Raw genomic sequence first — 22,674 nt, forward strand, 5'->3', positions numbered from 1 at the left:
GGCGCCGGCCGCGCAGCAGGAGCAGCCCGCCGCCGAGACCGAGCCCGCGCAGGAGGAGCCCACACGCGGCAGCCGCCGCCGGGAGCGGCGCGCGCCGTCGGCCGTGTTCCAGGCACCGGTCTTCACCGAGCCGATGTTCCAGACCCCGGAGACCGCCGCGGCCGCCGCCGCAGCCGCCGCCGAGCAGGCCGCGCCCGCCGCCGAGGAGGAGGAGCAGCCCGCGGCCGGCAGCCGTCGCCGCCGCCGCAAGGGCGGTGCCCCCGCCGAGGCCGAGCAGCAGGCCGCCGAGCAGGCGCCCGTCCAGGACACCCGGGACATCGACGGGGCCGAGGACGACACCGACGAGGAGCAGGCCGAGGCCGCGCAGGACGACGAGGAGTCGGGCGACCGCCCCTCCCGCCGCCGTCGTCGCGGTGGCCGCCGCCGTCGCCGTGGCGAGGCCGCCGACGGCGCCGACGAGCAGGCCGACGCCGGGCAGCCGGCCGCGGAGGAGGAGCCGGCCGAGCAGGCCGAGCCCGCCGCCGAGGAGGAGGACGACGAGCAGTCGGCCTCCGGCTCCAGCAGCAGCCGCCGGCGCCGTCGCCGCCGCCGTCGCAGCGGTGACCTCGGTGACGCGGACACCACGCACGGCGACGACCCGGAGCGTACGGTCGTCAAGGTCCGCGAGCCGCGCAAGAAGGACGAGCCGTCCGACGAGGTCCAGTCCATCAAGGGCTCGACGCGCCTGGAGGCCAAGAAGCAGCGCCGCCGCGAGGGCCGCGAGCAGGGCCGCCGCCGGGTGCCGATCATCACCGAGGCGGAGTTCCTGGCGCGCCGCGAGGCCGTCGAGCGGGTGATGGTCGTCCGCCAGAGCGGCGAGCGCACCCAGATCGGCGTCCTTGAGGACAACGTGCTCGTGGAGCACTTCGTCAACAAGGAGCAGTCGACGTCGTACGTCGGCAACGTCTACCTCGGCAAGGTGCAGAACGTCCTGCCGTCGATGGAGGCCGCCTTCGTCGACATCGGCAAGGGCCGCAACGCCGTGCTGTACGCGGGCGAGGTCAACTTCGAGGCGCTCGGCATGGCCAACGGGCCGCGCCGCATCGAGACCGCGCTGAAGTCCGGCCAGTCCGTGCTGGTGCAGGTCACCAAGGACCCGATCGGCCACAAGGGCGCCCGGCTGACCAGCCAGGTCTCGCTGCCCGGCCGCTACCTGGTCTACGTGCCCGAGGGCTCGATGACCGGTATCAGCCGCAAGCTGCCGGACACCGAGCGGGCGCGGCTGAAGCAGATCCTGAAGAAGATCGTTCCCGAGGACGCGGGCGTCATCGTCCGTACCGCCGCGGAGGGCGCCAGCGAGGACGAGCTGCGCCGTGACGTGGAGCGCCTGCAGGCGCAGTGGGAGGACATCCAGAAGAAGGCCAAGGCGGGCTCCACCAGCTCGCCGAGCCTGCTGTACGGCGAGCCCGACATGACCGTCCGGGTCGTCCGCGACATCTTCAACGAGGACTTCTCCAAGGTCATCGTCAGCGGTGACGACGCCTGGGAGACCATCCACGGCTATGTCTCGCACGTCGCGCCGGACCTGGCCGACCGCCTGCAGAAGTGGACCTCGGACGTCGACGTCTTCGCGACGTACCGCATCGACGAGCAGCTGATGAAGGCGCTGGACCGCAAGGTCTGGCTGCCCTCCGGCGGCTCGCTGGTGATCGACAAGACCGAGGCCATGGTCGTCATCGACGTCAACACCGGGAAGTTCACCGGTCAGGGCGGCAACCTCGAAGAGACCGTGACCAGGAACAACCTGGAGGCGGCCGAGGAGATCGTGCGCCAGCTGCGGCTGCGCGACCTGGGCGGCATCGTCGTCATCGACTTCATCGACATGGTGCTGGAGTCCAACCGGGACCTGGTGCTGCGGCGGATGCTGGAGTGCCTGGGCCGCGACCGGACGAAGCACCAGGTCGCCGAGGTCACCTCGCTGGGCCTGGTCCAGATGACCCGCAAGCGGGTCGGCCAGGGCCTGCTGGAGTCGTTCTCCGAGCCGTGCGTGCACTGCAACGGCCGCGGCGTCATCGTCCACATGGACCAGGCGTCCTCGGCCGGTGGCGGCGGTGGCGGCAAGCGCAAGAAGAAGGCCAAGTCGGGCGCGTCCGGTCAGGACCACCAGCACCACGACCACCAGCACCAGGACGAGCAGCCCGAGGCGGAGGCCGCGCGGGCCGACGAGCACCCGGAGCTGGAGCCGGTCGCGGTGACCGAGGCGGAGCTGCGGCCCGCGGTGGCCGAGGCCGACGAATGGTTCGGCAGCCCGGCCGAGGCCGAGGCCGCGGCCGGTGTACGCGGCCGGGGCCGCCGCCGCGCGAGCCGCAAGGCGACCGCTCCGGCGGGCGCGCCCAAGGCCTCCGAGGCCGCCGCGATCGTGGTCGAGTCCGAGCCCGCCCCGGCCCCGGCCCCCGAGCCGGAGCCCGTCGTGGAGGCGCCCGCCGCGGAGCCCGCGCCGGCCAGGCCGCGCCGCCGGGCCACCCGCAAGGCGTCCGCTCCGGCGGGTTCGCCGAAGGTGTCCGCGGACGCCGGTGGCGCGGTGCAGGTCACCGAGGCGAGCGCTCCGGCGGCGGAGGCCGAGCCGGTTGCCGTGGAGCCGGTGGCCGAGCCGGTCGCCGAGGTTCCCGACGGCGGTGCCGTACGTACGGACGAGGCCGTGAGCCCGGACGAGGCGGCCGCGCCGGCCGAGGAGGCCCCTGAGGAGGCCGCCGAGGAGGCGCCCGCCAAGAAGACCGCGGCGAAGAAGACGGCGGCCAAGAAGGCCACCGCCAAGAAGGCGCCGGCCAAGAAGGCGGCCACGGCCAAGAAGACGGCGGCGAAGAAGACCACCACCGCCAAGAAGGCCACGGCGAAGAAGGCCGCCACCAAGAAGACCACCGCGAAGAAGACCACGACGAAGAAGGCGGCGGCCAAGAAGACCGCTGCCGCCGAGCAGGCCCCGGCCGCGTCGGTGTCGGCTTCGACGGAGGACTGAGCCGGGCCGTGCCCCGGGCCGTACGCGGCCCGGGGCCGGTTTGACCCCCTGGTCGAGGCCCCGTAACCTTGACCCTCGGCGTCTGTAGTACGCCAAACCCCTGAGCACACACCTCCCGGTCCGCCGGGGGAGGCCGCTCGTCCGATCCGGATTCCACGGGATCGTCACGAACCCGTGAGAGCGGCTGGCATCAGTGGTCCCGTAGCGAGTGAGAGAGAGTTCCGCGTGTACGCCATCGTGCGCACCGGCGCCCGTCAGCAGAAGGTTGCTGTCGGCGACGTCATCGAAGTTGACCGCATCTCCGACAGCAAGGCCGGCGACACCGTCGAGCTCTCGACGCTGCTCGTCGTGGACGGCGAAGCGGTCACCAGCGACCCGTGGGTGCTGGCCGGCGTGAAGGTCCAGGCCGAGGTCGTGGACCACCACAAGGGCGACAAGATCCGCATCCAGAAGTACAAGAACAAGACCGGTTACAAGAAGCGGATCGGCCACCGCCAGCTGCACACCGCGCTGAAGATCACCGGCATCGACGCTCCGGCGAAGTAAGGGACTGAGGAGACATGGCACACAAGAAGGGCGCATCGTCCACTCGGAACGGTCGCGATTCCAATGCTCAGCGGCTCGGCGTGAAGCGCTTCGGCGGTCAGGCCGTCCTCGCCGGTGAGATCCTGGTCCGCCAGCGCGGCACCCACTTCCACCCGGGCACCGGCGTCGGCCGCGGCGGCGACGACACCCTGTTCGCCCTGGCCGCCGGTGCGGTGCAGTTCGGCACCCACCGTGGCCGCAAGGTCGTGAACATCGTCCCGATCGCCGAGTGACCCACCACTTCGGCATCGAGCGATAGCTCAGCAGCACCACTCCGAGGGCGGACCGCCTTACCCCGCAGCAGCGCGGGAAGGCCGGTCCGCCCTTGGCGTGTTAGTACAGAGACATTCCCGTCGTACCTGGAGGCACGCACCATGACCACCTTCGTGGACCGCGTCGAGCTGCACGTCGCCGCGGGTAACGGAGGCCACGGCGTGGCCTCCGTGATGCGCGAGAAGTTCAAGCCGCTCGGCGGCCCCGACGGCGGCAACGGCGGCCGCGGCGGCGACGTGATCCTGGTCGTCGACCAGGACGTCACCACGCTCCTCGACTACCACCACCACCCGCACCGCAAGGCCACCAACGGCCAGCCGGGCGCCGGCGACCACCGGGCCGGCAAGAACGGCCAGGACCTGGTCCTGCCGGTCCCGGACGGCACCGTCGTCCTCGACCGGAAGGGCAACGTGCTCGCCGACATGGTCGGCCAGGGCACCACCTTCATCGCGGGACAGGGCGGACGCGGCGGCCTGGGCAACGCCGCGCTGGCCTCCGCCCGCCGCAAGGCGCCCGGCTTCGCGCTGCTCGGCGAGCCCGGCGAGGCGCGCGACATCGTGCTGGAGCTCAAGACCGTCGCGGACGTCGCGCTGGTCGGCTACCCGAGCGCCGGCAAGTCCTCGCTGATCTCGGTGCTCTCGGCCGCCAAGCCGAAGATCGCCGACTATCCGTTCACCACCCTGGTGCCCAACCTCGGCGTGGTCACGGCCGGCTCCACCGTCTACACCATCGCGGACGTGCCCGGCCTGATCCCCGGCGCCAGCCAGGGCAAGGGCCTGGGCCTGGAGTTCCTGCGGCACGTCGAGCGCTGCGAGGTGCTGGTGCACGTGCTGGACACCGCCACCCTGGAGTCCGACCGCGACCCGGTCTCCGACCTGGACGTCATCGAGGCGGAGCTGGCGCAGTACGGCGGCCTGGACAGCCGGCCGCGGGTGGTCGTCCTCAACAAGATCGACATCCCGGACGGGCAGGACCTCGCCGACATGATCCGCCCCGACCTGGAGGAGCGCGGCTACCGCGTCTTCGAGGTCTCGGCCGTCGCGCGCACCGGCCTGAAGGAGCTGTCGTACGCGCTGGCCGGCATCGTCGCCGAGGCCCGCGCCGCCAAGCCCGTCCAGGAGGCCACCCGGATCGTCATCCGCCCGAAGGCCGTGGACGACACGGGCTTCACGGTCACGCCGGAGGGCGAGGGCTTCTTCCGCGTACGGGGCGAGAAGCCGGAGCGCTGGGTGCGCCAGACCGACTTCAACAACGACGAGGCCGTCGGCTACCTCGCCGACCGCCTCAACCGCCTCGGCGTCGAGGACGAGCTGCGCAAGGTCGGCGCGCACGCCGGCGACGGCATCGCGATCGGCCCCGAGGACAACGCGGTCGTCTTCGACTGGGAGCCGATGATGGCGGCGGGCGCCGAGATGCTCGGCCGCCGCGGCGAGGACCACCGTATGGAGGCGCCCCGCCCGGCCGTGCAGCGCCGCCGCGACCGCGAGGCGGCGCGGGACGAGGCCGACCAGGAGTACGAGGGCTTCCAGCCCTTCTGACGGGCGGACGTACCGTGCGGGAGGGCCCCGGGAGTCCTGGGGCTCTCCCGCGGTGGTACGAAGGCGTCCGTACGGAACCTCCCGTACGGACGGGGGACAGGCGAACACAGGGCAGGCAGGGGTAGGCAGTGGCAGGCGCAAGGCAGGACGTGACGGACGCCCGCAGGATCGTGGTCAAGGTCGGCTCGTCCTCGCTGACCACGGCGAGCGGCGGTCTGGACGCGGACCGGGTGGACGCACTGGTGGACGCCCTCGCCAAGCACCAGGACAAGGAGATCGTGCTGGTCTCCTCCGGCGCCATCGCGGCCGGCCTGGCACCGCTCGGCCTGGCCCGGCGCCCCCGCGACCTGGCCCGGCAGCAGGCCGCCGCCAGCGTCGGCCAGGGCCTGCTGGTCGCCCGCTACACGGCTTCCTTCGCGCGCTACGGACGCCGCGTCGGCCAGGTCCTGCTCACCTCGGACGACACCAGCCGCCGCGCCCACTACCGCAACGCCTTCCGCACACTGGACCAGCTGCTGGCCATGGGCGCCGTGCCGATCGTCAACGAGAACGACACCGTCGCCACCGACGAGATCCGTTTCGGCGACAACGACCGGCTGGCCGCCCTGGTCGCCCATCTCGTACGCGCCGACCTGCTCGTCCTGCTCTCGGACGTGGACGGGCTCTACGACGGCGACCCGAGCACGCCCGGCACCTCCCGGATAGGCGAGGTACGCGGCCCCGCCGACCTGGAGGGCGTCTCGATCGGCAGCGCGGGCCGGGCCGGCGTCGGCACCGGCGGCATGGTGACGAAGGTCGAGGCGGCCCGGATCGCCGCCGCGGCCGGCATCCCCGTCGTCCTGACCTCCGCCGTACACGCCGCCGACGCCCTGGCCGGCGGCCCCACCGGCACCCACTTCCTGCGCACCGGCCGCCGCTCCGCCGACCGGCTGCTGTGGCTGGCGCACGCCTCCACCCCGCGCGGCGCGCTGGTGCTGGACGACGGGGCCGTGACGGCCGTGGTCGAGCGGCACTCCTCGCTGCTGCCGGCCGGTATCGCCGCGGTGGAGGGGGAGTTCAGCGCGGGCGACCCGGTCGAGCTGCGCGACACCACGGGCCGCGCCGTCGCCCGCGGCCTGGTCAGCTTCGACGCCCGGGAGATCCCCCGCCTGATCGGCCGCTCCACCCGCGACCTCGCGCGCGAACTCGGGCCCGCGTACGAACGCGAGGTCGTGCACCGCGACGATCTGGTCGTACTGGACCACTGACGCCGTCACAGCGGGCGGACACCGACCGGGATCGGTCCAAAGACCAGCCTTTCCACGGAGACCTTCTCGAAAATGCCCCCGCGACGGGCCGCGGGCTGGTCAACTTTGTTGCGGGGACGCGTAAGGGGAGCGCCGTCCCGCGCGCGAGCGCGCGCTACGTCACAGCAGTGCCGGACCACTGCCGAGGAACCGCCCGCGACCGGGGCCCTGAGCAGCGCGACCCGCGGTGATCCGGGCCGTCCCGGCGCGTCGGCGCGTCCCGCGGCGGCCGGCACCGGTGAAGAGAACCGCATCGATCGGCTCCGCCCGGACGAGCGGAGCGATACGCACAACAGGAGGCCGCCGGTGAGACGAGGGCGCCCAGGGGCGCTGCCCCGAGGGACGGCGGAACGCGCACTGACCAGCGTCCAGGACGCCGGCCCGGCCGGCGGGACGGCGGACGGCGACCGTGCCGGGCCGGGCCCGGCCGCGCCCGGGCGGCCGGCGGGCGAACGGCGCGAGGCGTCCCGGCTGTGGCACGTCACCCTCAGCGTCTCGGGGGCCGAGGCCCCCGTACAGGAGGTCCGGCGGGCGCTCGAACAGCTCGCGCACGACCACCCCTTCCTGCTGACCAGCCGCTACGCCGGCGACCACGCCGAGATCCGCTACTGGGAAGAGGCCCGCGACCTGCACGACGCGGCGGCGGTCGCGCTGCGGCTGTGGGGCGAGCACCGCTCCTCGGCCGGGCTGCCGCCGTGGGAGATCGTGGGCCTGGAGGTCATCGACCGGGAGACCTACCACCAGCGGGTCGCCGAGGGCTACGGGCCGCCGCCCGCCGCCCGGATGGGGGTGCATCCGTACTGACGCGGGCCCGGCGGACCGCGGTGTCCTGCCGGGCGGACGGCGACGGGCCGGCGGACCGCGGTGTCTTGCCCACCGGAACGCGGCGGGCCGCGGCCCGCCGCCCGGCTAGGCTTTCCGCCATGACCAGCGAATCAGCGCACTCCTCACCCGTCATCGAGACCGCCCGGCGCGCCAAGGAAGCGGCGGCCGTCCTGGCGCCGCAGCCGCGCACCGCGCGCGACGGCGCGCTGCTCGCCATCGCCGACGCCCTGGTGGCCCGTACGGAAGAGATCGTCGCGGCGAACGCCGGGGACATCGCCAAGGCCCAGGCCGCGGGCACCGGCGAGTCCCTCGTGGACCGGCTCACGCTGACCCCGGAGCGGGTCACCGCGATGGCCGCCGACGTCCGTGACGTGGTGGCGCTGCCCGACCCGGTGGGCGAGGTGGTGCGCGGTTCGACGCTGCCCAACGGCCTGGACCTGCGGCAGGTCCGCGTCCCGCTGGGCGTCGTCGGGATCATCTACGAGGCCCGCCCGAACGTGACCGTGGACGCCGCCGCGCTGTGCCTGAAGGCGGGCAACGCGGTGCTGCTGCGCGGTTCGTCCTCCGCCTACGCCACGAACAGCGTCCTCGTCGAGGTGCTGCGGGACGCGGTGGCGGGCGTCGGGCTGCCCGCCGACGTCGTCCAGCTGGTGCCCGGCGAGAGCCGGGACTCGGTGCGCGAGCTGATGCGGGCGCGCGGCCTGGTCGACGTGCTGATCCCGCGCGGCGGCGCCTCGCTGATCCGCACGGTCGTCGAGGAGTCCACCGTCCCGGTGATCGAGACCGGCACCGGGAACTGCCACGTCTACGTGGACGAGCACGCCGACATCGACATGGCGCTGGACATCCTGATCAACTCCAAGGCGCAGCGGCCCAGCGTGTGCAACGCAGCCGAAACGGTTCTGGTGCACGCCGGGATCGCCGAGACGTTCCTGCCGCGCGCCCTGGAGGCGCTGACCCAGGCCGGGGTGATCGTGCACGGCGACACGGCCTGGCAGCAGGCCGGGCCCGGCCTGGTCGCGCCCGCCACGGACGAGGACTGGGCGGCCGAGTACCTCTCGTACGACATCGCCGCGGCCGTCGTGCAGGACCTGGACGCCGCGGTGGCGCACATCCGCCGCTGGTCCTCCGGGCACACCGAGGCGATCGTGACCACCTCGCAGGCGGCGGCCCGCCGCTTCACCCAGCTCGTGGATTCCACGACGGTCGCGGTGAACGCCTCCACCCGCTTCACCGACGGCAGCCAGTTCGGCTTCGGCGCCGAGATCGGCATCTCGACGCAGAAGCTGCACGCCCGCGGGCCGATGGGACTGCCGGAGCTGACCTCGACGAAGTACGTGGTCACGGGGGACGGCCACACCCGCTGACGGGCCGGGCGGGGAGCGCCGCACCCTACGGCGGTACGGGCGGGCAGCACGCCGGCCCGCGGCCGAATTCCCGTATCTCCCCGCCCACGACCGGCCGCCCGGGGCTAGTCTGGACGGGTGCCGGACGACGTGGGGGGCAGGCCGTTCCCGGACGGCGAGGAGCCCGACGAGCACAGCCATCCGAGCCACGGGGCAGCGGACGAGGAGTTCGCCTCCGTGGTCCTCGACGAGGACTTCGTACGGTCCGCGCGCTTCCACGAACCCACCGCGGTGGAGCGGATGCTGGCCGCCGCCCGGGCCCGCGCCGAGGCCGACGCGGCCGGCGCCCGCCCGGGGTACGGCACCGACCCGGACACCGACGGCCCGGACGGCCGGCCCCGCGGCTTCGGCCGCCGGCCCGGCCGCGGCTCCGCCGACGCCCGCGCGGCCGGCGCCGACCCGGACGCGTACGGCCCCTATGGCCCGTACGGTCCGTACGGCGGGGCGCTGCGCCCGTACCGCTCCAGCGTCCGCTGGCACCGCCCGGTGGCCTGGGTGCTCGCCGTGCTCATGGGCATCGGGCTGGTCGCGCTGGCCTTCTCCGCGGTCTACCGGGGCGCGTCCGGGGGGCGCACGCAGAATCCGACGCCACCGCCCGCGACCAGCGGCGTGGACGGCCCGCCGACCGTCCGCTCCAGCGTCCTGCCCTCGGCGTCCGCCTCCGCCGCCTCGGAGGCGCCGCCCGTACCGGCCACGCCGCGCGCGCACTGACCGCGCGGGCGCGCCGGACGGTCGCGGCCGGGCGCCCGGCGCGCCGCAAGTGGGTGGCACGGCTCCGTAACGCTCCGCCGAACTTGTCCCGTACCAGGGCGTTTACCGACGGCCCGGCAGACCTACTCTTGTGGTATGGCCGGTGCTGGTGACCCTCCCGAAGGGACCCCCGAGGGCGCCGCGGGAGGCGGAGAGGACGAATACCGATCCGTCGTCTTCGACGAATCGTTTGTACGGGCTGCACGCCTTCAGGAGTACTCCGCACGGGAGCGCATGGGGGACCACGCACGGGCCGTACGCACCCGGCACGCCTGGGCCCGGCTCGGCGGCGCCCGGCAGGCCGTCGTCCTCGCCCTGCTGATCGTCATGGCCTTCGGCACCGCGATCTACATGGGCATCCGGCATCCGTACCGGCCGCCCGAGCCGATGGCCGCGGAGCCGCTGCGGTCCACGGTCGTGCCGCTGGCGCCGGCCGGCGCGGTGCCGGGCGGGAAGGCGGCGGACCTCTTCGCGCACAGCCCCGCGGCGCAGTTCCGGGTCGGCGCGGCGGGCGTCAACCTGCCCGCCGTCGGCCGCACCGAGCACTTCTCCGACGGCCAGGTCGTCTCCGCCCTGTCCATCGTCAAGGACTACCTCGTGCGCTCCTCGATCGACCCGGCCACCCTGACGGGCGGATCCGTACGGCCGGTGGGGCTGCTGCTCAAGCCCAGCCAGCTCGACCAGTTCGACCAGAGCCTGGCGCACCCGGCCGACGACGGGCGGCACGCGGCCACCGGCTGGCTGACCCGCTTCGACCCGGACCGGGTGGAGCTGGCCGATCCCAACGTACGGGTGAACGGCACGCTTTCGGCCACCGAGGCCGGCGCGGACGCGCTGGAGGTCAGCGCCGACTTCACCTTCTCCTACGCGGTGCGCCCGGTCACCGCGAAGGGTGCGGAGGCTCAACGGGCTTCCGCCGCCTCGCTGTTCACCGTCCGCCGCGACCTGCGCTTCCGCATCACACGCGACGACCTGAACGACCACCGCCTGGAGGTGCTGCAGAGCAACCTCCAGGCCGGGCCGATGTCCTGCTCCGCCGGCGCGGCGAGTGAACTGCGCCCGCTGCTCGCGGGTCAGCGCGCCGCGGACACCGGGCCCGTGGCCACCGATCCGTATGCCCGCGGCCGGTCGAACACGGGGCTGTGCGGGAAACTGGCGACCGGCGCCCGGCCGGGCCCGGCCTCTTCGGACCGTTAGCGCCCGGCCGGCTCCGGCCCACCCGGGCCGTCAGCGCCCGGCCGAGCCCGGTCCCTCGGGGCCGTTGGCGTCCGGGCCGTCCGCACCGCCGTTGCCGTTGGCGCCGCCCGAGCCGCCGGGCCGGGAGCCGCCGCGGAAGACCGTGTCCCGCAGCTTGCCGCCCAGGTCGCCGGCGCCGCCGGCTATGTCGCGCACCAGGCCCATCAGCGGGTCCTTGCTCGTGCGCACCGACTCCGCGTAGTGCGCGGCGGACTCGCGGAAGGAGTCGGAGACGGAGGTGTCCTTGTCCTCCTCCTTGCGCGGGTAGTGGCCGTCCATGATGCGCTGGTAGTCGCGGCTGGCGGACCACTTCTTCAGCTCGGCGGCGCGCACGGTGGTGAAGGGGTGGCTGCGCGGCAGCATGTTCAGCACCTTCAGGACGGAGTCGCGCAGATCGCCGCCGGCCTCGTACTCCTCGGCCTGCTTGAGGAACGCGTCCACGTTCATCTCGTGCAGGTGGTTGCCGCCGGCCAGCTTCATCAGGCCGCGCATGGACGCCTGCAGGTCCTGCCCGACCAGCAGACCGGCCCGGTCCGCCGACAGCTCCGACTTGCGGAACCACTCGCGTAGCGCCGTCACGATCGCCATCACCGCGACATTGCCCAGCGGAATCCACGCGATCTTCAGCGCGAGGTTGGTCAGGAACAGCAGAACGGTGCGGTACACCGCGTGGCCGGACAGCGCGTGGCCGACCTCGTGGCCGATGACCGCGCGCATCTCCTCCTCGTCGAGCAGCTCGACCAGGCCGGTGGTCAGGACGATGATGGGCTCGTCCAGGCCGATGCACATGGCGTTCGGCGAGGGGTCCTGGTTCACGTACATCGGCGGGACCTTCTCCAGGTCCAGGATGTAACACGCGTCCCGCAGCATGTCGTTGAGGTGCGCGAACTGCTGGTCGCTGACCCGCACCGAGTCCGACAGGAACATCAGCCGCAGGCTGCGCTCCGGCAACAGGCCGCTGAGCGTCTTGAAGACGGTGTCGAACCCGCTCAGCTTGCGCAGGGCCACGAGCGCGGAGCGGTCCGCCGGGTGCTCGTAGGCGCGGGACGAGATGCCGGGGAACCGCCTGCGGTCCCGGCTCGGTACGCGCTCGCTGCCGCCTGGGCTCTCCGTCATTGGGGCCTCCCCCTGTTCGACTGCGTGTGATTCAGACTAGAGGACGCCACTGACAGCCATTTGGATGCCCAGGCGTACGCTGGCGAGCGCACCAGGGGCGCGCAGATGCCCACATGCCCGTACAAAAAGGGAGCGTTTCAGCCATGCCGAACACGAGCGTGCTGCTCGCCGCAGCGGCGGAGACCTCGAAGAACGACGGGCCGGGCTGGGTCCTGCGCACCGTCCTGATCGTCGGCATCCTCGGCGCGGTGTTCCTCGCGTGGGTCCTGCTGCGCAATTACGGGAAGGACGACCGGGACGGCGGCGGCGACGGCAAGGGTGACGACCGCCGCTGACCGGATGCCGCCGCGCCCGGCCGCTCGGCCACCCGTTCGCCCGCCGGAGCGGGCACCGCGTACACCCGCGCGCACGGGCGTGCGAGCGCCCTCCCGGCGGAGTCGGCGTGAGCCGCGGGCGGGCTCACGCATACGATGTGGCGGAAGTCTCTGTCCGAACCCATCCTGGATTGGCCTAGCCGACGATGAGCCTGCACACCACCGCACAGCACCTGGTCACCCTCGCCGAAGGCGGTCAGGAGGGGGGCGGCCACGAAAGCCTCAGCCCGTTCGTCACGGGTGGCGGCGCCCTGATTGTCCTGCTTCTCCTGCTGTGGATCACCACCCGCTTCAACCGGGACCGCTGAGGGCGGGCACCCGGACCCCGGCACCGCGCTGCGCCCAGTAGGGTCTGCACGCATGGGAGAGCAGACAGGGCCCGTGAAGCGGCGGCTCGGAGTGATGGGCGGAACGTTCGACCCGATCCATCACGGACACCTGGTCGCCGCCAGCGAGGTGGCCAGCCAGTTCCACCTCGACGAGGTCGTCTTCGTGCCGACCGGGCAGCCGTGGCAGAAGAGCCACAAGACGGTGTCCCCGGCCGAGGACCGGTATCTGATGACGGTCATCGCGACCGCGTCCAACCCGCAGTTCTCCGTGAGCCGTATCGACATCGACCGCGGCGGCAAGACGTACACCATCGACACGCTGCGCGAGCTGCACGACCAGCACCGTGACGCGGACCTCTTCTTCATCACCGGCGCCGACGCGCTCGGCCAGATCCTGACCTGGCACGACGCGCCGGAGCTGTTCTCGCTCGCCCACTTCATCGGGGTGACCAGGCCCGGGCACATACTCGCCGACCCCGGGCTCCCCGAAGGGGCGGTGTCCCTGGTCGAGGTGCCGGCCCTGGCCATCTCCTCGACCGACTGCCGGGCGCGCGTCGCCCAGGGGGATCCGGTCTGGTACCTGGTTCCGGACGGCGTCGTGCGCTACATCGACAAGCGCGACCTGTACCGCGAGGACCCGGCCGGCCACGACGGCCGCTGACATCTGCTGACGACGGCCGCCCACGACGACCGCCGACGGGGCTCACGGAAAGGGGCACCGGTGAACGACCGACAGGACCCGTACGTGCCGCAGGACCCGTATGCCCACCAGGAGCAGCAGGGACAGCAAGGCCAGCCGTACGCTTACGACGCCTACGGGCGGCCGGTCTACCAGGAGCCGCCGCAGCAGGTCACGTACGACCAGTACGGGCAGCCGGTGGCCTATGACCCGTACGGCGGACAGGCCCCGTACGACCCTTACGGCCAGCAGCAGCACGGCGGGCAGCCGGGCGCCGGGCCGCAGATCCCTGGGCAGCAGGGGCCGGGCCAGCCCGGCGCTGGACACCAGGGATACGGCTACGACCCGTACGGCCACCAGCAGGCGCCCCAGGAGCAGTACGGCCAGCAGTACGACGCATACGGCAACCCGCAGCAGGCCCACCAGCAGCAACAGCAGGTGCCGCACCAGCAGCAGCACCAGCAGCAGGGTTGGATCCCGCAGCAGTCTGCGCAGCCCCCGTACGAGCAGGTCTCCTACCAGGAGCCGGAGCAGCAGCCGTACGGGCAGCCCGCCCAGCCGGCCGCCCAGTCTCCCGCTCAGGAGACCGGCGACCGGGCTCCGCGCGGGCGGACGGCGGACACCACGGACCGGGCCGCGGCCCCCGGCCCCGGAGGCGGCCCGGACGCGGACTACCGCACCGAGCAGTTCTCGTTCATAGAGGAGCCGGCCGAGGACTCGGAAGACGTCATCGACTGGCTCAAATTCACCGAGAGCCGCACCGAGCGGCGCGAGGAGGCCAAGCGGCGCGGGCGCAGCCGCAAGGTCATGCTGATCGTGCTGCTGGTCCTGCTGCTCCTCGGCGGCGTCGGCTACCTGTGGTGGGCGGGCAAACTGCCCGGCCTCGCGGGTGCCGGGGCGGGCAAGGAGGGCGGGGCCGCGGGGCAGAAGCGCGACGTGCTCGTCGTGCACCTGAAGGACCCGAAGGGCAACACCACCACCGCGCTCCTGGTGGACAACGAGGGCGCCCACAAGGGCACCACCGTCCTGCTGCCCAACAACCTCGCGGTCTCCACCGAGGACGGCGGGTCCACGACCCTGGCCAAGTCCGTCAAGGACCAGGGCATCGACCCCACCAGGGAGGCCCTGAACACCCTCTTCGGCGCCGACATCAAGGCCAGCTGGCGGCTGGACACCCCGTACCTGGAGAACCTGGTCGAGACGACCGGCGGCATCACGCTGGACACCGACGCCACCGTCCCCGCCGCCAAGCAGGGTGACAATCCGCTGGTCAAGCAGGGCAAGGCCCAGGAACTGAACGGCCAGGCGGCCGTCGCGTACGCCACCTATCAGGCGCCCGGCGAGCCGCAGACCAAGCAGCTGGAGCGCTTCGGACAGGTGATGCAGGCCACCCTGAAGAAGGTCTCCAGTGACGCGGACGGCGCGACGGCCACCGTGAAGTCGCTCCTCCAGGTCCTGGACCCGCCGCTCACCGAGGCGGAGCTGGGCAGCTCGCTGGCCCAGCGGGCCGGGCTGGCGAAGTCCGGCGCCTACGGGACCACCCTGCTGCCGGTGCAGCCGGACGGCACGCTCGGCCGGCAGGCGGCCGACAGCGTGGTCAAGGAGGTGCTCGGCGGCACCCTCAAGAAGGCCGACCCCAGCGCCACCGCCCGGGTCAGCGTCCAGAACGCCACCGGCAAGAAGGAGACGACCGACAAGGCGCGGATCGCCCTGGTCAACGGCGGTTACTCGTTCGTCGACGGCGGTACGGCGGCGGCGAAGCCCGCCTCCGAGGTGACGTACGCGGACGCCGCCCAGAAGGCGAAGGCCGAGGAGGCCGCCAAGACCCTGGGCCTGCCGGCCGGTGCGGTCAAGCAGGGCAAGGCCGCCCCGAACGCGGACGTGACGATCGTCCTGGGGCAGGACTACAAGGGCTGAGAGCGGGGCGGGGGCCGGGCACCGGGCCCCCGCCCGTAAAGTCCGGCGGGAGTGTCGGCGGTCCGTGAGACCCTTGGTGGGTACCTGACCACCGATCCCGAAAGCTGGATTGTGACCGCCACCGACCGCTCCATCGAGCTCATCCAGGCCGCCGCGCAGGCGGCCGCCGACAAGCTCGCGCACGACATCATCGCGTACGACGTCAGCGACGTGCTCTCGATCACCGACGCGTTCCTGCTGGCCTCGGCCCCCAACGACCGCCAGGTCAAGTCGATCGTCGACGAGATCGAGGAGCGGCTGAACAAGGACCTGGGCGCCAAGCCGGTGCGCCGCGAGGGCGACCGCGAGGCCCGCTGGGTGCTGCTCGACTACGTGGACGTCGTCATCCACGTCCAGCACAGCGAGGAGCGCGTCTTCTACGCCCTTGAGCGCCTGTGGAAGGACTGCCCCGAGCTGGACCTGCCCGAGGAGGCCAGGGCCACGCGCGGCAAGGCCGCGGCGCACGCCGAGGCCACCACGGCCGAGCAGGACGGAGAGCTGAGCTGAACGGCACCAAGGGCGGCCGGGGCCGCCGCATAGTCCTGTGGCGCCACGGCCAGACGGCGTGGAACCTGGAGCACCGCTTCCAGGGCACCACCGACATCGAGCTGACCGAGGAGGGCCTGGCGCAGGCGCGCCGCGCCGCCCGGCTGCTCGCGGCCCTCGAACCGGACGCGGTCATCGCCTCCGACCTGCGCCGCGCCACCGCCACGGCCGGTGAGCTGGCGGCCGTCACCGGCCTGGAGGTCACGTACGACGAAGCGCTGCGCGAGACGTACGCGGGCGCCTGGCAGGGCCTGACCCACGAGGAGATCGTGGAGCGGTACGGCGAGCAGTACGCGGCGTGGAAGCGCGGCGAGCCCGTGCGGCGCGGCGGCGGCGAGCTGGAGACCGAGGTGGCCGACCGCGCGGCCCCCGTCGTGGAGCGCAACGCGGACAAGCTGCCGGACGGCGGCACCCTGGTCGTGGTCAGCCACGGCGGCACGATCCGTACGACCATCGGGCGGCTGCTGGGCCTGGAATCCCGCCACTGGGAGGGCCTGGGCGGCCTGTCGAACTGCTGCTGGTCCGTGCTCGGCGAGGGCGCCCGCGGCTGGCGCCTGCTGGAGCACAACGCCGGCACGCTGCCGGAGCCGGTGCTCGGCGACGACACCTGAGCGGGCCTTCCGCGGCCCGCCGCACGGCCCCGCGGACCGCCCCGCCGGAGGTCCGGAGGGACCGGATTTCACATCTGGGCAGGTCGCAGGCTAAAGTTCATCTTGTTCGCGGCGCCGCCGGGGAAAACCCCGGAGGAGCGGAACAAGACCCGGGGCTATAGCTCAGTTGGTAGAGCGCCTGCATGGCATGCAGGAGGTCAGGAGTTCAATTCTCCTTAGCTCCACACCTCGGATGATCCCGTCTCCCGCTCAGGGAGGCGGGATCATTGCGTATCCAGGCGCCCGGCCGCAGGTCTTCGCCGGGTCGCTGATCGAAGCCGCTGCGGCAGCGGGACTGACCCGGTCGGCGGTCCGTGGCAGAATTCGGACGGCGCCGGCAGGGGAGGAGAGGACGCGATGCCCACGAGCATCATGGAGGAGGTCGAGGACCTGTACGCCGCGCCCGCGGCCCAGGGCCCCGGCCCGCTGCCGGAGACCGCGCCCCTCCCCGATCCTTCCGTCCGGCCCGCCGACGCCGCGTGCGGCACGTCCGCCGCCGTCCTCCAGTGCCCCTCCTGCGGCTCGCCCCACGTGGCCCAGGTGCTCGGCGACAACGGCGGCATCTCGTTCGTGTGTACGGCCTGCGGCCACAGCTGGAGCTGACGGATGGGCGCTCACAGCAGGAAATGCGACTGGTGCGGCAGCGGAACGCCGATCGTGCGGGACATGGAGCCGGTCAACGCCGACTACCAGTACTGGTGCGAGGAGTGCGCGCGGGCGCTCGTCATAAAAGGCGACCCCATCGAGACGTACCGTGAACTCGACGGGGAGCCGATCTACGGACGGCTGCTGGACGAGCACTGCACGCTGAAGCGTTTCTATTCGTTCGCCACGGCTTAGATACGGGCTTCCGGGCCCGGACCGCGGTGCGGCGGGTGCGCGAAATCTTCCGCAGATTTCCCCCCTGAGGGCGGAACTCCGCCCGAACACCGGTGCGTTGACGGGGCGAAAGCTGCCGCCGGAGACGGCCGGCGGCACGGGGGAAACACCACGGGGGTCGCGTCATGAGCGACATGACCATCAATCCTGTCCGGGAGGCACCGGCGCACCCGCCGCGCGAGGCGCACAAGCGGGCGGCCATGGCCGGGCTGACACCTTTCGTCGACGCGCTGCGCGTCCCGCCGGTCCTGCGGCCGGGCCGCAAGGAGGCGCTGCGCGGCATCGACATCGACCAGACCACCACCTGGGTGCGGCTGCACTCCGAACTGCCGCCGACGAAGGTGTGGGCGTACGACGGCCACTACCCGGGCCCGACGATAGAGGTGCGCCGCGGCCGGCGGCTGCGCGTCAACTGGAACAACCGGCTGACCGGTGCCCACCCGGTGACGGCCTTCGAGGCGAAGCAGGCCGTCGGCGCGCCGCCGCCGACCGACGAGCCGGGCCGCCGGGGGGAGGGCACGTTGCTGGACGGCGTCGCCGCCCTCCCGCCCTGGACGGTCACGCATGTGCACGGCGCGGTGACCGGCGGCGGCAACGACGGCTGGTCGGAGAACGCCGTCCTGCCCGGCGACACCCAGCGCGCGGAGTATCCCAACGACCACCGCGCGACGGCCTGGTGGTACCACGACCACGCCATGGACATCACACGGTGGAACATCTTCGCGGGCCTGACGGGCATGTACCTGATCCGTGACGACGAGGAGGACATGCTCCATCTGCCGTCCGGACGGCGGGAGATACCGCTCGTCATCCAGGACCGCAACCTCGACACGGACACCGAGGGCCGCCTGACGGGCCGTCTGCTCCACAAGACCCTGATCGGGCGACTGGACAAGGAGGGCAGGAACGTCACCCAGCCCTTCATCGGCCCGTACACCCTCGTCAACGGGGTGATCTGGCCGTACGCCGACGTCGCGGCGTGCTGGTACCGCTTCCGCGTGCTGAACGCCGCCAACAGCCGCACCTTCCGGCTGCAGCTGGTCGACGACGCGACCGGCGTGCCGGTGACGGGCGCGGTGTGGCAGATCGGCTCGGACGGCGGGCTGCTGCCGCGCCCGGTCCCGGCGGACGAGGAACTGCCCGTCGCGCCCGCCGAGCGGCTGGACCTGCTCGTGGACTTCGGCCGGCTGCGCGGCCGTACGCTCCGGCTCGTCAACGCGGACCCCAGGGTGGCGTATCCGGACGTGATGCTGTTCCGGGTGGACGCGAAGCAGGTGCCCGACCCGTTCGTACTGCCGCAGGTGATCTCCCCGTCGTTCGAGCGGCTCACCCATGACACGGTCCCCGCCCACGGGCACCGGCTCATCGCCCTCACCCCGCCCGGCGCGGTCGGCAACTACCACCCCGAGATGTGGGAGCTGCGGGAGGTCGCGGAGACGGATGTGAAGATCCCCGCCGAGGGGGTCATCCAGGTCCGCGGCCCGAACGGCAAGGTCCGCACCTACCGCCGTACGGCCCGGATGTTCGACGACGCGCTCGGCCACCTGGTCCGGCACGGCGACTGGGAGCAGTGGAGCTTCCTGAACCTGGGCGGCATCAGCCACCCGATGCACCTCCACCTGATCGACTTCCAGGTGCTGGCCCGGCACCGCTACCCGGCCGATCCGAACACCCCGTACGACCGCGATCTCGGCGGCACGAGTGCCCCGCTCGACCATCTCGGCACCGAGCCGATATCCCCCGGCGACCAGGGCTGGAAGGACGTCATACAGGTCCCGCCGGGCGAGATGGTGAACGTGATCGGCCGCTTCCGGGGCGCCACGGGCCGGTTCATGTACCACTGCCACATCCTGGAGCACGAGGACATGGGGATGATGCGTCCGTTCGTCGTCATGCCGCGCGAGGTGCTGAAGTTCCATCACCACCTGCCGGGCAACCACGACCACGGCGGGTGACCCGAGCGGCCTGAGCGGTTCCGGCGGCCCGGAACCCTATCGGGCCGCGTCCCGCCCCGCACCGTCCCGTCGCAGCACTGCGGCGGTCAGGGCCAGGAAGGCCAGTCCGGCGATCGGGTAGATCCCGGACAGCAGCATCTGGCCGCCGTTCTGGTGGAGTTCCTCGTGGTGGTGGTAGCGGTGCGGCACGAACCAGAGCGCGTACGAGCAGAAGAGGAGACCCATCGCGAGCGTCCCCGCCCACCACTGCTTGCCGCGGCGGCTGCCGAAGCCGCCGCGGGCCATCGCCTCCGAGCCGAGCAGGATCAGCATCGGCACGCCCCACACCCAGTGGTGCGACCAGGAGATCGGGCTGACCAGCAGGGCGGTCACCGCACAGGCGACGGCCGCCCAGGCTCGGCGGCCGCACAGCAGCGCGCGGACGGCGAGGGCCAGCCCGAGGACGGCGACGACGGCCGCGGCCGCGAGCCACCACAGGCCCGGGTCGTGGGTGTGCAGCAGCCGGGCCAGCGCGCCGCGCAGCGACTGGTTGGCGGTGATCTCGACCTCGCCGACCCGGTCGGCGGCGAAGATGATCTCCGTCCAGAAGCGCCGGGAGTCGTGCGGCAGGACGAGCGCGGACAGCAGGGCGGTGCCCAGGAAGGTGAGGCAGGCCACGGCGGCCTGCCGCAGCCAGGGGTTCCACGCGCCCCGCGGACCCGCGCCCGCACGGAGGCGCTGCCAGGCCCGTACGAGCCCGGCCAGCGCGAGGAAGACGGCGAACAGGGCCGGGGTGAGCTTGATGCCCGCCGCCAGGCCGATGCCGATACCGGCCCACCGGTTGGTGTCCTTGCGGGTCAGGTCCCACAGGACCAGCACGGCGAGCAGCAGGTTGATCTGCCCGTAGCGCAGTGTCGTCCACACCGGCTCGCACCAGACCAGCAGCGCGGCCACCGCCAGGGCCGCGGCGAGCGGGGGTATGCGCTTGGGGCGTCCGGCGAGGCGCAGGCCGAGGTGCGTGACGGCGACCAGCAGCAGGAGGTTGCCGAGGGTGGCGAGGGTGCGCATCTCCGGTACGCCGACCAGCGTCAGCGGCGTGAACAGCAGCGCCGCGAAGGGCGGGTAGGTGTTGGGCAGGTTCGCGGAGGTCGCGACCATGTCGTAGAGGTCCTCGCCGTTACGGGCGGTCCGGCCCTCGGCGCGGTAGACCATCAGGTCGATCATCGTCACGTGCGCCAGCCGCTGCACGATCCAGAAGGCGGCGAAGGAGACCACGCAGCCCACGGCCGCCACCAGCAGCGGACGGCGGCGGACGAAGTCCCTCAGCGGGGTACGGCCGCCGGGTGCGGCGGACCGTTCCAGCTCCAGCGCGGACACGGCGTACAGCTCCCCAGGACGAATCGGGCACGGCCCGCCGACAGTACATCGAGCCGCCCCGAGGGGACCGCGGACAACCGATTTGGCAGAAGGCGGGGAGGTCCGTGTAATGTAGGCGATGCCGCAGCGGGGAGCCGGAAGGAAACCGAAGCGGACAAAACAAGGGGCTATAGCTCAGTTGGTAGAGCGCCTGCATGGCATGCAGGAGGTCAGGAGTTCAATTCTCCTTAGCTCCACAGCAGGACGAAGGTGAGTCACCTCACGGAGTCCACGAGATCCCGCCCGGTCGGTCCGACCGGGCGGGATCTTTCGTTTGGCGGGATCGTTTGGCGGGGTCTCGCTGCCGGACGGCCCGGTGGTGCCCGGCCGGTCAGGGTTTCTCCAGGCGCAGGGCGAGGGCGGGGCAGCGGCGGACGGCTCGCTGGGCGTGCGGGTGGAGGCGGGCGGGGAGGGCGGTATCCGTGATCAGCGGGTAGCCGTCCGGGTCGAGGCTTACGGCCTCGGGGAGCAGCCGCGCGCACAGCCCGTGGCCTTCGCACAGCGTCCAGTCCACGGCGAGCCGGCCCGCGGCGGCCGTCGGATCCGTGGCCCCGGAGCCCGTACCGTCGGCCGCGTCTGCCGATTCCGGTGTGGGCAGGGGCAGTACACCGGTGGTCTCGCGGCCGCATCCGCCGCCCAGGACGTGCGCGGCGAGATCGTCGGGGAAGGCGGCCAATGCGGAGAGTACGAACCGCGCGGCGCCGTCCGGGTGTTTGCACGCGCCACGCCCGTGTACGGCCTGCGCGGCACGCCGTACGGCTTCCAGGGCCTCCTGTCCGCCGCCCGCCAGGACGTCCGCCAGCGCTCCGGCCATCGTGGGCAGGCCCAGGCGACAGGGCCCGCACTGGCCCGATGACTCCGCCGCCAGCCAGCGCGCTACGTGCAGGGCCTCGCCCAGCGGGCAGGTGTCGGCCGGCACCGGCAGCACCGCGCCCGCGCCGAGCGCGCCACCGCCTGCTGCGAGGGCTTCGCGGGTGACGACCGTTCCGTACGCGGTCGCGGCGTCCAGCCAGGCGCCGTGGTAGCCGCCCACCAGGACGCCGCCGGGGGACGGGTCGGCGGCGCACGTCTGGAGGACGTACGGGAGCGGCACCCCGCTCGGCGTCTCGACGACGGCGGGGGAGGGCACCGCGCCGGACACGGTCAGGAGCAGGGTGCCGGGTTCGCGGGGCGCGCCGGTCGAGGCGTACCGGTGCGCGCCCAGCCGGGCGGCGACGGCGAGTTGGGCGAACGTCTCCGCGTTGGAGAAGAGTGTCGGCACGCCGCCGAGTCCCGACTCCGCGGCCCGCACACGCCGCCCCGGCGGCAGCGCCGGGCCGCCCTCCGCGGCCCGGATCAGCGCGGACGCCTCGCCGGAGACCAGCCGTTCCGGTACCCGCGCGAGCCGGGCGCGCGGCGACCGCCCACGCCGGCGGTCGCGCAGCCCGCGCTCGGCCAAGGCATCCCGTACCGACTGCTCGGCGGTGTCCTTGGTCACACCCACCACCAGGGTGCGGGCGCCGAGCGCGTCGGCGGCGAGCAGCGCGCCGTCCAGGACCAGATGGGGCGCGCGGCACAGCAGGACGGTGTCCTTGCGGCAGGCGGGCTCGCCCTCGCAGCCGTTGACGACGACCGCGGGCCGGACGCCGGTGCGCCGCGCGTGGTGGGCGACCGCCGTCAGTTTCCGTACGAGCGGGAAGCCCGCGCCGCCGCGGCCGCGCAGCGCGATGGCGTCGGCCAGCTCGGCCAGCCGGTCGGCGGTCAGGGACGGCGGCGAGCCGTGGACGAGCAGGTGCGCGCGGCGGTCCAGCCGCTCGGCCTGGTCGAGGCCCGCGGTGAGGCGGGGCGGGCCGAGGGAGAAGACGGGCGGGACGTCGGGCAGCGGGCCGCTCATGGGTGGTTCCGGCCGGGGGAGGCGGGGT

21 protein-coding genes and 2 tRNA genes are annotated in these 22,674 nt (G+C 73.0%); 20 read left to right on the top strand and 3 right to left on the bottom strand.

Annotated elements, in window-relative coordinates:
• From IH45_RS0138035 to IH45_RS0138075, 9 genes are all read left to right on the top strand, one after another.
• On the top strand, positions 1-2,995 hold a 2,995-nt coding region (locus IH45_RS0138035), incomplete at its 5' end, for an Rne/Rng family ribonuclease (RefSeq protein ID WP_030679896.1).
• A gap of 225 nt (positions 2,996-3,220) precedes the next feature.
• Positions 3,221-3,541 carry a 50S ribosomal protein L21 gene (rplU, locus tag IH45_RS0138040; RefSeq protein WP_030679899.1) on the top strand — a complete coding sequence of 107 codons (321 nt, stop codon included), beginning with the start codon at positions 3,221-3,223 and terminating at the stop codon, positions 3,539-3,541.
• Positions 3,542-3,555: 14 nt separating this feature from the next.
• A complete protein-coding gene (gene rpmA, locus IH45_RS0138045) occupies positions 3,556-3,813 on the top strand; it encodes a 50S ribosomal protein L27 (protein WP_030679902.1) in 258 nt (85 codons plus the stop codon).
• Between the two features lie 141 nt (positions 3,814-3,954).
• Positions 3,955-5,391, top strand: coding sequence for a GTPase ObgE (gene obgE / locus IH45_RS0138050; protein ID WP_030679907.1), 1,437 nt, complete (start codon positions 3,955-3,957; stop codon positions 5,389-5,391).
• Between the two features lie 149 nt (positions 5,392-5,540).
• On the top strand, positions 5,541-6,638 hold the full coding sequence (gene proB, locus IH45_RS0138055) for a glutamate 5-kinase (protein WP_030679910.1): 1,098 nt from the start codon (positions 5,541-5,543) through the stop codon (positions 6,636-6,638).
• Between the two features lie 345 nt (positions 6,639-6,983).
• On the top strand, positions 6,984-7,481 hold the full coding sequence (locus tag IH45_RS0138060; RefSeq protein ID WP_030679913.1) for a hypothetical protein: 498 nt from the start codon (positions 6,984-6,986) through the stop codon (positions 7,479-7,481).
• Positions 7,482-7,600: 119 nt separating this feature from the next.
• Positions 7,601-8,869, top strand: a complete 1,269-nt coding sequence (locus IH45_RS0138065) for a glutamate-5-semialdehyde dehydrogenase (RefSeq protein WP_030679918.1) — start codon at positions 7,601-7,603, stop codon at positions 8,867-8,869.
• A gap of 117 nt (positions 8,870-8,986) precedes the next feature.
• Positions 8,987-9,619 carry an SCO2584 family spore wall biosynthesis protein gene (locus IH45_RS0138070; RefSeq protein ID WP_030679921.1) on the top strand — a complete coding sequence of 211 codons (633 nt, stop codon included), beginning with the start codon at positions 8,987-8,989 and terminating at the stop codon, positions 9,617-9,619.
• Positions 9,620-9,754: 135 nt separating this feature from the next.
• Positions 9,755-10,855 (top strand): SCO2583 family membrane protein, encoded by a 1,101-nt coding sequence (locus IH45_RS0138075; protein WP_030679924.1) that lies wholly within the window; start codon positions 9,755-9,757, stop codon positions 10,853-10,855.
• Between the two features lie 30 nt (positions 10,856-10,885).
• Here IH45_RS0138075 and IH45_RS0138080 read toward each other — a convergent pair whose 3' ends face one another.
• Positions 10,886-12,010: a M48 family metallopeptidase gene (locus IH45_RS0138080; protein ID WP_030679940.1), complete on the bottom strand. Its 1,125-nt coding sequence runs from the start codon at positions 12,008-12,010 to the stop codon at positions 10,886-10,888.
• A gap of 143 nt (positions 12,011-12,153) precedes the next feature.
• Here IH45_RS0138080 and IH45_RS0138085 point away from each other — a divergent pair, with 143 nt between their 5' ends.
• The 10 genes from IH45_RS0138085 (at position 12,154) to phsA (ending at position 19,378) form a co-directional block, all read left to right on the top strand.
• Complete coding sequence (locus tag IH45_RS0138085) at positions 12,154-12,345, top strand: hypothetical protein (protein WP_030679943.1); 192 nt, start codon at positions 12,154-12,156, stop codon at positions 12,343-12,345.
• 185 nt (positions 12,346-12,530) lie between these two features.
• A complete protein-coding gene (locus tag IH45_RS1000000149605; protein ID WP_030679946.1) occupies positions 12,531-12,692 on the top strand; it encodes a hypothetical protein in 162 nt (53 codons plus the stop codon).
• Between the two features lie 52 nt (positions 12,693-12,744).
• The gene (gene nadD, locus IH45_RS0138095) at positions 12,745-13,374 is read left to right on the top strand and encodes a nicotinate-nucleotide adenylyltransferase (protein ID WP_030679948.1); all 630 of its coding nucleotides are present in this window, start codon (positions 12,745-12,747) and stop codon (positions 13,372-13,374) included.
• A gap of 60 nt (positions 13,375-13,434) precedes the next feature.
• Entirely contained in the window at positions 13,435-15,309 is a 1,875-nt protein-coding gene (locus IH45_RS0138100; protein WP_030679951.1) for an LCP family protein, read from the top strand.
• Positions 15,310-15,420: 111 nt separating this feature from the next.
• Positions 15,421-15,855: a ribosome silencing factor gene (rsfS, locus tag IH45_RS0138105; RefSeq protein ID WP_030679973.1), complete on the top strand. Its 435-nt coding sequence runs from the start codon at positions 15,421-15,423 to the stop codon at positions 15,853-15,855.
• Positions 15,852-16,505 carry a histidine phosphatase family protein gene (locus tag IH45_RS0138110; RefSeq protein ID WP_030679953.1) on the top strand — a complete coding sequence of 218 codons (654 nt, stop codon included), beginning with the start codon at positions 15,852-15,854 and terminating at the stop codon, positions 16,503-16,505. The genes rsfS and IH45_RS0138110 overlap by 4 nt, the downstream gene beginning before the upstream one ends.
• A 151-nt stretch (positions 16,506-16,656) precedes the next feature.
• Positions 16,657-16,729 (top strand) — tRNA-Ala (locus IH45_RS0138115).
• Between the two features lie 172 nt (positions 16,730-16,901).
• A complete protein-coding gene (locus tag IH45_RS0138120; protein WP_030679956.1) occupies positions 16,902-17,147 on the top strand; it encodes a hypothetical protein in 246 nt (81 codons plus the stop codon).
• A 3-nt stretch (positions 17,148-17,150) separates the two neighbouring features.
• The gene (locus tag IH45_RS0138125; RefSeq protein WP_004571982.1) at positions 17,151-17,384 is read left to right on the top strand and encodes a hypothetical protein; all 234 of its coding nucleotides are present in this window, start codon (positions 17,151-17,153) and stop codon (positions 17,382-17,384) included.
• A gap of 164 nt (positions 17,385-17,548) precedes the next feature.
• Positions 17,549-19,378, top strand: a complete 1,830-nt coding sequence (phsA, locus tag IH45_RS0138130; protein WP_030679966.1) for an O-aminophenol oxidase PhsA — start codon at positions 17,549-17,551, stop codon at positions 19,376-19,378.
• Between the two features lie 36 nt (positions 19,379-19,414).
• Here phsA and IH45_RS0138135 read toward each other — a convergent pair whose 3' ends face one another.
• A complete protein-coding gene (locus IH45_RS0138135; protein WP_078897979.1) occupies positions 19,415-20,734 on the bottom strand; it encodes a glycosyltransferase 87 family protein in 1,320 nt (439 codons plus the stop codon).
• Between the two features lie 163 nt (positions 20,735-20,897).
• Between IH45_RS0138135 and IH45_RS0138140 the strand changes: the two genes are divergently transcribed.
• Positions 20,898-20,970, top strand: a tRNA-Ala gene (locus IH45_RS0138140).
• Positions 20,971-21,104: 134 nt separating this feature from the next.
• Here the strand turns inward: IH45_RS0138140 and IH45_RS0138145 are convergent.
• Positions 21,105-22,646, bottom strand: a complete 1,542-nt coding sequence (locus IH45_RS0138145) for an NADH-quinone oxidoreductase subunit NuoF family protein (protein WP_030679970.1) — start codon at positions 22,644-22,646, stop codon at positions 21,105-21,107.
• Positions 22,647-22,674: the final 28 nt, after the last annotated feature.

Origin of the sequence: Streptomyces rimosus subsp. rimosus (assembly GCF_000720725.1) — a bacterium.
Lineage (GTDB): Bacteria > Actinomycetota > Actinomycetes > Streptomycetales > Streptomycetaceae > Streptomyces > Streptomyces rimosus_A.

Bases quoted from the DNA above. Each gene is read 5' to 3' on its own strand.
- IH45_RS1000000149605 (WP_030679946.1), top strand. From the start codon at position 12,531: ATGAGCCTGCACACCACCGCACAGCACCTGGTCACCCTCGCCGAAGGC.
- IH45_RS0138065 (WP_030679918.1), top strand. From the start codon at position 7,601: ATGACCAGCGAATCAGCGCACTCCTCACCCGTCATCGAGACCGCCCGG.
- IH45_RS0138145 (WP_030679970.1), bottom strand. From the start codon at position 22,646: ATGAGCGGCCCGCTGCCCGACGTCCCGCCCGTCTTCTCCCTCGGCCCG.
- IH45_RS0138075 (WP_030679924.1), top strand. From the start codon at position 9,755: ATGGCCGGTGCTGGTGACCCTCCCGAAGGGACCCCCGAGGGCGCCGCG.
- nadD (WP_030679948.1), top strand. From the start codon at position 12,745: ATGGGAGAGCAGACAGGGCCCGTGAAGCGGCGGCTCGGAGTGATGGGC.
- rpmA (WP_030679902.1), top strand. From the start codon at position 3,556: ATGGCACACAAGAAGGGCGCATCGTCCACTCGGAACGGTCGCGATTCC.
- IH45_RS0138125 (WP_004571982.1), top strand. From the start codon at position 17,151: ATGGGCGCTCACAGCAGGAAATGCGACTGGTGCGGCAGCGGAACGCCG.
- IH45_RS0138080 (WP_030679940.1), bottom strand. From the start codon at position 12,010: ATGACGGAGAGCCCAGGCGGCAGCGAGCGCGTACCGAGCCGGGACCGC.
- obgE (WP_030679907.1), top strand. From the start codon at position 3,955: ATGACCACCTTCGTGGACCGCGTCGAGCTGCACGTCGCCGCGGGTAAC.
- IH45_RS0138120 (WP_030679956.1), top strand. From the start codon at position 16,902: ATGCCCACGAGCATCATGGAGGAGGTCGAGGACCTGTACGCCGCGCCC.
- phsA (WP_030679966.1), top strand. From the start codon at position 17,549: ATGAGCGACATGACCATCAATCCTGTCCGGGAGGCACCGGCGCACCCG.
- IH45_RS0138085 (WP_030679943.1), top strand. From the start codon at position 12,154: ATGCCGAACACGAGCGTGCTGCTCGCCGCAGCGGCGGAGACCTCGAAG.